This window comes from Arthrobacter sp. K410C (assembly GCF_059090105.1).
Genome location: NZ_JBNHFJ010000009.1, coordinates 170,386 through 180,141 on the forward strand (window position 1 = coordinate 170,386; position 9,756 = coordinate 180,141).

Genomic DNA, 9,756 nt, shown 5'->3' on the forward strand with positions numbered 1-9,756 from the left:
CTCATGATCGAGCGCCACCGCTACCAATACGGCCCGGACTTCAGTCAATGGGGCGAACTTTTCCTGCCAGCACGGCCGGCCGGAACGGGGCCGCGGGGCGTGGTGGTGGTCATCCATGGCGGCTACTGGCGCTCAACGTACGGCGCGGAACTGGGCGAACCGCTGGCCCTGGACCTGGCCGAGCATGGCGTCGCGGCCTGGAACCTGGAGTACCGGCGGGCAGGCAACGGCGGCGGTTGGCCGGGTACCTTCCAGGACATCCTGGCCGGCATCGACAAGCTGCGTGAACTGGCGGGGCCTCACTCGCTGGACCTCGGAAAGGTGGTGGCGCTGGGCCATTCGGCGGGCGGGCACCTCGCGGTCTGGGCGGCGGGAAGGGACAGGCTGGGCTTTCTGGGCCTGCCGGAGGAGGACCGGGAGGTCCGGGCGGACCACGCGGGCGTCCGGCTCGCCGGCGTGGTGAGCCAGTCCGGCGTCCTGGACCTGGCCGGGGCCGAAAGGCTCCACCTGAGCAACGGTGCGGTGGTTAACCTGCTGGGCGGGCCGCCGTCGGACCTTCCCGGCCGGTACCGGTACGCGGATCCGGTGGCCGCGCTGCCGCTGGACGTCCCCGTTTTCGCCGTCCATGCCGAGGATGACGACGACGTCCCGCCGGCAATGTCCGCAGCGTATGTTGACACGGGCCGCTCCGGCAGGGTGCCCCCGCAGCTGGTTAGCGTCCCCGGCGACCACTTCGCGCTGATCGATCCCGGCGCGGAGGCCTACCGGACGTGCCGGGAACTGGTGGCGGCGCTGCTGCGCTGACACGAACTGCTGGCAGCGGCCCATGTCTGGCAGAGTATGACCATGCTCACTGTTATTGGCGAAGGCCTTGTTGACGTTGTCCAGCGCGCCTCGGGGATCGAGGCCCACGTGGGCGGCAGCCCGCTCAACGTCGCGGTGGGCCTGGCCCGTCTGGACCACCCGGTGCAGTTCATCGGCCGCTATGGCCGGGACGCCTACGGCGATTCCGTGGCTGCGCACCTGCGCGCCAGTTCAGTGATGCTTCCGCTCGGCCCGGATGACCTGCCTACCAGCGTGGCCACCGCCCTGGTGGACGACGACGGCGCCGCCACCTACACGTTCGACCTCGCCTGGGAGCTTCCCGGCATCGCCGACCGGCTGGGCTTCATGCTGCAAGGCACCACCCTGCTGCACACCGGGTCCATTGCCACGATGCTGGCGCCGGGCGCAACCGACGTCCTCGCCGCCGTCGAATACGCGCACCCGTCCGCCACCATCAGCTTTGATCCCAACTGCCGGCCCAGCATCATCACGGACGTGGACTACGCCCGCCGCCATACTGAGAAGTTCGTGTCCCTCGCGGACGTGGTCAAGGCCTCCGACGAGGACCTGGCCTGGCTGTACCCGGGGGAGGATGTGCTGGAATCGGCCCGGCGGTGGATGACCCTCGGCAGGACCGAAAGGCCGGCGATGGTGGTGGTCACCCGCGGCGAGGCCGGGCCCTGGGGCATCACGGCGGCCGGCGAGGCGGAGTGCCCGGCCCCCAAGGTGGACGTGGCAGACACCGTGGGCGCAGGGGATTCCTTCATGGCCGCGTTGCTGTCCGGCATCGTGGACCGCGGCCTGGACGGCGCCCAAAACCGCAAGGACCTCCGCGAACTGCCTGCCGAAAGCCTCGCCGAGCTGCTTGAGCACGCTGCCCGGGCAGCCGCCGTTACCGTCTCCCGCCGCGGAGCCAATCCGCCCACGCGTGCTGAGATGAACGGGGGCCTGGTTGGGTAGGGCGGAGCGGCAAACGCCCGCTTCAGCAGAGACGGCTTACCGTCCTGCCAAAGCGGGCGCTGTTCGGGTAACGCTGTCTTGCCGCCGCTACTCCTTGCCGAGGCCGGCCGCGGAGGTCTTCCCGCCCGTCACCTCGTTGAGTGCTGTGAGGTCAAAGATGCCGTTGATGTCGGCCTGCTTGGTGGTCCCGGCAGTGACGCCGTCGGCCAGGAGCTTCTGGTAGGTTCCGGCCAGCGGGTCCACCGTGAACACGATGTTCTTCAGCGAGCGGTCGATCACGTCCGCCTTCAGCTCCGCGCCGGCCGCCTCCTTGAGGGCGGCGTTGATGACGCTGGCCTTCTCGGCGCCGGACGCGCTGTTCAGCCAATCCACCGACTTCGCGTGGCCCTTGAGGAGCGCCTTCACGGTGTCCGGGTGCTCGGCCGCGAACTTCTGGTTCACGATGAGGATGGTGGTGGGGAACTCGCCGGGCTTGCCGGAGAGGGAACCGTCCCAGAGGTCCTTTTCGTCAACCAGCACCTTCGCTCCGGCGGTCAGCACGAGCCGCGACGCCCACGGCTCCGGCAGCCACGCGCCGTCGAGCTTTCCGTCCTGGAACAGCTTGAGCGTCTGGGCGTTTTCGGTCGGGTTGATCGCGACGTCGCCGCTGCCGTCCACGTTGGTCTTGTAGCCCTCGAAGGCGAGCCAGGCGCGGAGGGCCACGTCCTGCGTGCCACCGAGCTGCGGCGATGCGAGCGTCTTACCCTTAAGGTCGGCCGCGGAGTTGATCTCCGGCTTGACCACCAGCTGCGCGCCTCCTGCGGCTGCGCCGGCGATGATGTGGATCGACTCGCCCTGGCTCTTGACGAACGAGTTGATGGCCGGGTTGGGGCCGATGTAGGTGGCGTTAATGGCTCCGGCATTGAGCGCCTCGATCGCTGCGGGGCCCGCGTTGAACACTTGGGTGCTGAGTTTGGTGTCCCCGAGCTCCTTGGCGATGTGGCCCTGGCTCACGCCCACCAGTGCCGGAGCGTGGGTGACGTTGCCGAAGTAGCCAAGCTTGAGTTCGGCTGCGGGGTTACCGGCGGGGGCGGCCTCGGCGGCCGGGGCAGTGCCGGAGTTGTTGCTGCTGACGGCGGAGGCGACGGCGGCGCCTCCGCCAACGAGGGCGAGGACTGCTGCGGCGATACCGATCTTCAGCCCAAGGGGCCGCTTGGGTGCTGCCTGGCCGGCGACAATGCGGGTGGAGTTTCCCGCGTTCTGCGGGCTCTTCTCTGTTGGTTTTGACATTGGAATTCCTTTGCTGGGTCTGATGCTGAGTTGAGAGTACGGAGCCCCCAGCGGGGCCACAATCGTTCCTGTAGCAGGCGTTCACGGGACGACGCGGACGCTCAACACGGCGTAGTGGAGCGTCAAGAAACGTCGCGCTGCGTCTTTTTGGGACGGCTTGCAGAGGGCGTGAACGGCGCTCAAACTTTACCGTCCAGATGGTAAAGTTTGAGTGTGAGAGAGAGCCAGCGTCCCCAAATCCTTGAAGCGGGCCTGCGCGTGGCCTCGCGCAGCCAGGGTGCCGCCATCACCCTCGATGCAGTGGCTTCGGAGGCAGGCGTCACCAAGCCCGGTCTGATGTACCACTTTCCAAACCGGGATGCGTTGATGGTCGCCCTGGTCGAGTACGCTGCCTGCCAGCTGGAGCGCAGAATGGCCGCGCTCGTCGGCGGCAGCGAAGGAACGGTGGAGGAACGGTACCGCTCCTATGTCCAGGCGGCGGCTGACGGGCAGAACATGCGCGCGGAGTGGGCCTTGTGGTTCCACTCATCATGCCGGACTGACCTGCAGGAGGCCTGGGCCCGGCATCTGGATCACTGGCTCCTGATCCCTGACGGGACGCCACCTGCACAGCGGACGAGGCTTCTGACTGCCCGGCTGGCGGCGGATGGACTGTGGGCTGCCCAGGCCAGCGGCGTGGGTGCGCCCGGGAAAGCGGACAGGGCGGCAATCGTGGCCCACCTCCTCGGCCTGATCGGTGAAGGGGGAACGGAGTGAAGCGCTGGCTTTACCTCGGCGGGGCCATCGTCACGGAAGTCAGTGCCACCCTTGCCCTGAAGGCGGCCCTTGAAGCGCCGGGCTGGTATGTCCTGGTTGTGGCCGGGTATGCCGCCGCGTTCTTCCTGCTGACCGTCTGCCTGCGTCTGGGAATGAGCATCAGCGTCGCCTACGGCGCCTGGGGCGCCGGCGGCGTCACCGCGACTGCGGTGCTGTCGGCGGCGATCTTCGACGAGCCGCTGACCTGGCTGATGGGCTTCGGCATCGCGCTGATCCTGGCGGGCGTCATCACGGTCGAAGCCGGCTCGCAGAAAGCGCACCGTGCCGCCCGCGGGGAGGAGCAGGCATGACTTGGTTTTTCCTCGGCCTGGCCATCCTCACCGAAGTTGCGGCAACCATGTCCCTGCGCGCCTCGGAGGGCCTGAAAAAGAAGCTGTGGCTGGTTCCCATCGTCCTGGGTTATGTTGCCGCTTTCGGTTTCCTGAGCCTGGCGCTTGACCATGGGATGCCCCTTGGCGTGGGGTATGGCATCTGGGTGGCCTGCGGCGTGGCGTTGACAGCGGCGGCCAGCCGTGTGCTGTTCAAGGAGCCATTGACGCCCACCATGGCTTTCGGGATCCTGCTCATTTCCGCCGGCGTTCTTATCGTCGAAATAGGCGCCGGCCAGGCGCATTAGTGGCAGGGCGCGGGTTCATCATCAGGCACGGCGAGGTGCAGCAGCCGCGGTTTCCCCATATTCTGGCCGGGTGGACACAAGCACCGTGAACTCCCGTGAACAGGGCGAGCAGGTTGACCGGCAGCAGCGCATTCTTGAAGCGGCGCTGGACCTGCTGTCCCGCCATGGGATTTCGGGTGTGAACATGCGTGCCGTGGCCCGGGAGGCAGGGGTCGCCCTCGGGCTGGTGAACTACTACTACGAAGACAAGTCCAGCCTGATCCGTGCCGTGCTGCACAGCGTCGACGAACACGACCTCGCGCTCGTTGCGCCGGACCCTGCATTGCCTCCGGACGAGCAGCTCCAGAACGCCCTTCGACGCGTTGCCGGCCCGGAACTCCTGACCACACGGTACCTGTCCCTGCGCCTTCACCTGTGGGCGCTCGCGAGGGCGCACGAAGACTTTGCCCTGATCAACGCGGCGGCCTTTGACCGCTACCTGGACGGGCTCGCAGCCCTGATAGCCAATGCCAGGCCGGAGCTGTCCGGCAAGCAATGCAGGGAACGTGCGGCCGATATCGTCGTTGTGCAGAACGGCATGTGGCTGACTGCGCTCCTCGGCGTGGACAAGGAATCCATCCGGCGGAGCATCACCCGCACCGAAGAGATCGCCTTCGCCGCTTAGCAGCCTCTACGCGGCACCGTCACCTGGAGAGGCCCGGCCTCCATGCCGTAAGTCGGCGCGCCCTTTTGCCCCCGCCACAGCGCTGTCACATTCGGGCGGAAGTCCGACATACGCGACATCCCGCCACCCTCTTTCCGCCCCCAAACGCAGCCGGATGTTTCGGCGCCGTAAATTTTTGAACAGATGTCCAGTTTTCCTATTGAACACTTGTTCAAACTGCATTACTCTCCTTGGTTATGACCTACGCCACACCAGGGAATACCGCGGATTCTCCGGCTAACACGGTCAACCTTTCGTATTCGGAAGAAACGACGACCCGCCCTGGGCCACTGACCGGCGCCAGGTAGAAGGAGAGTTTGCAGCATGACAAAAACCCACTACGACTACGTCATCGTCGGCGGCGGAAGCGCGGGCTCCGTGCTCGCCAACCGGCTGAGCGACGGCGGCCAGGCCAGCGTCCTGGTCCTCGAGGCCGGACGGAGCGACTACCCCTGGGACCTCTTCATCCAGATGCCCGCCGCGCTCACCTTCCCCAGCGGCAACCCGCTCTATGACTGGCGCTACGAGTCGGACCCCGAGCCCTACATGGGCGGCCGCCGCGTGGCACATGCCCGCGGCAAGGTCCTGGGCGGCTCAAGCTCCATCAACGGCATGATCTTCCAGCGAGGCAACCCCCTCGACTACGAGCGCTGGGGCGCCGACGCCGGCATGGAAACCTGGGACTTTGCGCACTGCCTGCCGTACTTCAACCGGATGGAAAACGCGCTCGCCGCCGACCCGGACGACGAACTCCGCGGTCATAACGGCCCGCTGGTCCTGGAACGCGGTCCGGCCACGAACCCGCTCTTCCAGGCGTTCTTCGCCGCCGCGCAGGAAGCCGGATATCCCCTGACGGACGACGTCAACGGCTACCGCCAGGAAGGCTTCGCAGCCTTTGACCGCAACGTGCACAAGGGCCAGCGGCTCTCGGCGTCGCGAGCCTACCTGCGGCCCAATTTCGGCCGGAACAACCTGACCGTCCTGACCCGGGCTCTGGCCACCAAGATCAACTTCACGGGCAACGTGGCCACCGGCGTCACCTACCGCCGCAACGGCAAGACCCACCAGGTGAACGCGGGCGAGGTTATCCTGGCCGGCGGTGCCATCAACACACCGCAGCTGCTCCAGCTCTCCGGCGTGGGCGACGCCGCCCACCTGAACTCCCTGGGCATCAACTCCGTGGTGAACCTGCCCGGCGTCGGACAAAACCTCCAGGACCACCTCGAGGTCTACATCCAGCACGCCTGCACCCAGCCGGTGTCCATGCAGCCGGCCCTGGACGTCTGGCGCATGCCGTGGATCGGCATGCAGTGGCTGTTTGGCCGGAAGGGCCCGGCAGCCACCAACCACTTCGAGGGCGGCGGCTTCGTCCGCTCCAACGAGGACGTGGCTTACCCCAACCTGATGTTCCACTTCCTCCCGGTGGCCGTGCGCTACGACGGCCAGAAGGCGGATGCCAAGCACGGCTACCAGGTGCACATCGGGCCCATGTACTCCGACGCCCGCGGCACCCTCAAGATCAAGTCCACGGACCCCACGGTGCACCCCTCCATGGTGTTCAACTACCTGTCCACGGACCAGGACCGCCGTGAGTGGGTCGAGGCGATCCACGTGGCCCGCGACATCCTGGGCCAGTCCGCCATGGACCCCTTCAACGGCGGGGAGCTCTCGCCCGGGCGTGCGGTCCAGACCGATGCCGAGATCCTGGACTGGGTGGCCCGCGACGCCGAGACGGCGCTGCACCCGTCCTGCACCGCCAAGATGGGCCCGGATTCCGATCCGATGGCCGTGGTAAACCCCCTGGACATGACCGTGCACGGCACCCGGGGCCTCCGCGTGGTGGATGCCTCCGCCATGCCCTACGTCACCAACGGCAACATCTACGCGCCCGTGATGATGCTCGCGGAAAAGGCCGCCGACCTGATCGCCGGCAAGGCACCTTTGGCGCCGCAACACGCGGAGTTCTACCGCCACGGCATCAGCCCGCTGGATCGCAACGCCGCCGCTGTCCCGGCAGGCAGGGCCTAGGCATGATTAATGCACAAAAAAGGAGCAACAATGACAGCCACCGTTGAGCAGGTCCACCAGGCCGGGCAGGGGCACGACAGTGTCAAAGGCCTGTACATCGACGGCGCCTGGCAGGAGGCGTCCGACGGCAGCACAACTGTCGTGCGCTGCCCTGCGGACGGCAGCGAGGTGGCAGTTGTCGCCAAGTCGACGGCGGAGGACGCGGAGCGGGCCATCGCCAGTGCACGTGCAGCCTTCGATGGCGGCCCCTGGCGGCGGCTCACCGACCTTGAGCGCGGGGCGGTCATGCTCCGCGTGGCCGAACTGCTGGAGCGGGACAAGGCCGCCTATGCCCGGGCCGAGGCGCTCGATACCGGCAAGCGCCTCGTCGAAGCCGAATACGACATCGACGACATTGCCGCGTGCTTCCGGTACTACGGAAAAGTCGCCGGCCTCGACGCCGGCCGGGTGATCGACACCGGCCGCCCGAACGCCATCAGCCGTGTGGTGTACGAGCCGCTGGGCGTCTGTTCCCTCATCGCGCCGTGGAACTACCCGCTTCTCCAGGCCGCCTGGAAGGTGGCCCCGGCGCTCGTCGCGGGCAACTCGTTCGTGCTCAAGCCCAGCGAGCTCACGCCCTCCACCGCCATCCTGCTCATGGAGACCCTTGCGGAAGCCGGGGTTCCCGCCGGCGTCGCAAACCTGGTGACCGGAAGCGGGTCGAAGGTGGGCGGCCCGCTCAGCTCGGACCCGCGCGTCGACCTCGTCTCCCTCACCGGAAGCCTGGCCACCGGCCAGACAATCATGGCCGCCGCCGCGGAAACCGTGAAGCGCGTCGCCTTCGAACTCGGTGGAAAAAACCCCAACGTCGTCTTCGCGGACGCGGACTGGGACGCCGCCGTCGACAACGCCCTGACCGCCGTGTTCCTGCACTCCGGCCAGGTCTGCTCGGCAGGGGCCCGGCTCGTCGTGGAAGAGTCCATCGCGGAACGGTTCGTGGCTGAGGTGGTGGAACGGGCGAAAAAGATCCGGATGGGCGGGCCGTTCGATCCCGACGCCGAGACGGGGCCGCTCGTCTCCGCCAAGCACCGCGACCAGGTCCACGCCTACGTCCAGGCCGGCATCGCGGAGGGCGCCGAACTGTTGTGCGGCGGCTACATCCCGGACGAGGGCCCACTTGCCGACGGCTTTTTCTACCCGCCCACGGTGCTGGGCAACTGCCACTCCGGCATGAGCGTGCTGCGGGAGGAGTCATTCGGCCCGGTGCTGACCGTCGAGACATTCCGGACCGAGGACGAGGCCGTGGCCATCGCCAACGACACGGAGTACGGTCTGGCAGGCGCGGTGTGGACCTCGGACGGGTCAAAGGCGCAACGTGTTGCGGGGGGCCTCCGGCACGGAACAGTATGGATCAACGACTATCACCCGTACGTCCCGCAGGCGGAGTGGGGCGGCTTCGGGAAGTCCGGCATCGGCCGGGAGCTTGGCCACGCCGGACTGAACGAGTACCGCGAAGCAAAACACATCTGGCAGAACATCCAGCCCGCACCCAGCGGCTGGTTTGGCCCATCTGCCGGCGCCGGGGTGGGGACCGCCGGCTAGCAGCAGCATTTGGGGGGAACGGCCGGGCGCTGCAGGCGTGGCGCCCGGCCACCGATATCACCCGCGTCCAATGGCGGCCGCGGGGCATCACCATCGTGCTTTTCTCATCTAGGAGTTCGGATGTTGGAACCCAGCAAGAGTACTGATTCAAGTGGCATGGACGAGTTCGGCTATGCCCAGACCCTGGACCGCAGCATCGGCAAGTTTGCCAGCTTCGCGGCCGGCGTCAGCTATATCTCCATCCTCACCGGCGTCTTTCAATTGTTCTACTTTGGTTTCTCCATGGCCGGGCCGGCCTACGCATGGTCCTGGCCCATCGTCTTCGCCGGCCAGCTCATGGTGGCCCTCTGTTTCGCCGAGCTGGCCGGCCGCTATCCGGTGGCCGGATCGGTCTACAACTGGGCCAAACAGCTTTCGTCGGGGACGTTCGCCTGGCTGGCGGGCTGGCTGCTGCTCATTTCCTCGATCGTGGCGCTCGGGGCCGTGGCCCTGGCACTCCAGCTCACCCTGCCCCAGATCTGGTCCGGTTTCCAGATCATCGGAGACGGCACCGGGACATACGATTTCGCCCTTACCGGCGTGCTGCTCGCCAGCATCATGATCTCCATCTCCACGCTCATCAACGCGTTCGGCGTGAAGTTGATGACCAAGATCAACAGCATCGGCGTCTTCGTGGAGCTCGCCGCCGCCGTGCTCCTCATCCTTGCCCTTGCCTGGCACGTGGTACGGGGCCCGGAAGTCCTCTTCAGCACCGAGGGCTACGGCATGGACCACGACCTTGGCTTCTTCGGGGTGTTCCTGATCGGCGCCATGGCTTCCGGGTACGTGATGTACGGCTTTGACACCGCCAGCTCCCTGGGCGAGGAGACGAAGGATCCGAAGAAGACTGCCCCCAAGGCAATCCTGCGGGCAATCACGGCGTCCTTCATCCTCGGCGGCCTGATTCTCCTCGGCGGAC

The 9,756-nt window shown here is 67.0% G+C and carries 10 protein-coding genes; 9 read left to right on the top strand and 1 reads right to left on the bottom strand.

Annotated features, from left to right (window positions below):
* Nucleotides 1-3 precede the first annotated feature (3 nt).
* Nucleotides 4-804 carry an alpha/beta hydrolase gene (locus AC5RU7_RS14285; protein ID WP_494052776.1) on the top strand — a complete coding sequence of 267 codons (801 nt, stop codon included), beginning with the start codon at nucleotides 4-6 and terminating at the stop codon, nucleotides 802-804.
* 42 nt (nucleotides 805-846) lie between these two features.
* Complete coding sequence (locus AC5RU7_RS14290) at nucleotides 847-1,785, top strand: carbohydrate kinase family protein (protein WP_494011251.1); 939 nt, start codon at nucleotides 847-849, stop codon at nucleotides 1,783-1,785.
* Between the two features lie 87 nt (nucleotides 1,786-1,872).
* On the opposite strand, the gene AC5RU7_RS14295 is transcribed toward AC5RU7_RS14290, so the two are convergent.
* On the bottom strand, nucleotides 1,873-3,054 hold the full coding sequence (locus AC5RU7_RS14295) for an ABC transporter substrate-binding protein (RefSeq protein ID WP_494052777.1): 1,182 nt from the start codon (nucleotides 3,052-3,054) through the stop codon (nucleotides 1,873-1,875).
* Nucleotides 3,055-3,267: 213 nt separating this feature from the next.
* On the opposite strand from AC5RU7_RS14295, the gene AC5RU7_RS14300 reads away from it, so the two are divergent.
* The 7 genes from AC5RU7_RS14300 to AC5RU7_RS14330 form a co-directional block, all read left to right on the top strand.
* Complete coding sequence (locus tag AC5RU7_RS14300; RefSeq protein WP_494052778.1) at nucleotides 3,268-3,810, top strand: TetR/AcrR family transcriptional regulator; 543 nt, start codon at nucleotides 3,268-3,270, stop codon at nucleotides 3,808-3,810.
* Nucleotides 3,807-4,160: a DMT family transporter gene (locus tag AC5RU7_RS14305; protein ID WP_494052779.1), complete on the top strand. Its 354-nt coding sequence runs from the start codon at nucleotides 3,807-3,809 to the stop codon at nucleotides 4,158-4,160. Before AC5RU7_RS14300 ends, AC5RU7_RS14305 begins: the two co-directional genes overlap by 4 nt.
* Nucleotides 4,157-4,486, top strand: coding sequence for a DMT family transporter (locus AC5RU7_RS14310; protein WP_494052780.1), 330 nt, complete (start codon nucleotides 4,157-4,159; stop codon nucleotides 4,484-4,486). The genes AC5RU7_RS14305 and AC5RU7_RS14310 overlap by 4 nt, the downstream gene beginning before the upstream one ends.
* A 70-nt stretch (nucleotides 4,487-4,556) precedes the next feature.
* Complete coding sequence (locus tag AC5RU7_RS14315; RefSeq protein WP_494052781.1) at nucleotides 4,557-5,150, top strand: TetR/AcrR family transcriptional regulator; 594 nt, start codon at nucleotides 4,557-4,559, stop codon at nucleotides 5,148-5,150.
* A gap of 363 nt (nucleotides 5,151-5,513) precedes the next feature.
* A complete protein-coding gene (gene betA / locus AC5RU7_RS14320) occupies nucleotides 5,514-7,217 on the top strand; it encodes a choline dehydrogenase (RefSeq protein ID WP_494052782.1) in 1,704 nt (567 codons plus the stop codon).
* A 30-nt stretch (nucleotides 7,218-7,247) separates the two neighbouring features.
* Nucleotides 7,248-8,798, top strand: a complete 1,551-nt coding sequence (locus AC5RU7_RS14325; RefSeq protein ID WP_494052783.1) for an aldehyde dehydrogenase family protein — start codon at nucleotides 7,248-7,250, stop codon at nucleotides 8,796-8,798.
* A gap of 120 nt (nucleotides 8,799-8,918) precedes the next feature.
* Nucleotides 8,919-9,756: APC family permease (locus tag AC5RU7_RS14330; protein WP_494052784.1), on the top strand; the 838-nt coding region annotated here is incomplete at its 3' end.

Bases quoted from the DNA above. Each gene is read 5' to 3' on its own strand.
- AC5RU7_RS14285 (WP_494052776.1), top strand. From the start codon at position 4: ATGATCGAGCGCCACCGCTACCAATACGGCCCGGACTTCAGTCAATGG.
- AC5RU7_RS14290 (WP_494011251.1), top strand. From the start codon at position 847: ATGCTCACTGTTATTGGCGAAGGCCTTGTTGACGTTGTCCAGCGCGCC.
- AC5RU7_RS14295 (WP_494052777.1), bottom strand. From the start codon at position 3,054: ATGTCAAAACCAACAGAGAAGAGCCCGCAGAACGCGGGAAACTCCACC.
- AC5RU7_RS14310 (WP_494052780.1), top strand. From the start codon at position 4,157: ATGACTTGGTTTTTCCTCGGCCTGGCCATCCTCACCGAAGTTGCGGCA.
- betA (WP_494052782.1), top strand. From the start codon at position 5,514: ATGACAAAAACCCACTACGACTACGTCATCGTCGGCGGCGGAAGCGCG.
- AC5RU7_RS14325 (WP_494052783.1), top strand. From the start codon at position 7,248: ATGACAGCCACCGTTGAGCAGGTCCACCAGGCCGGGCAGGGGCACGAC.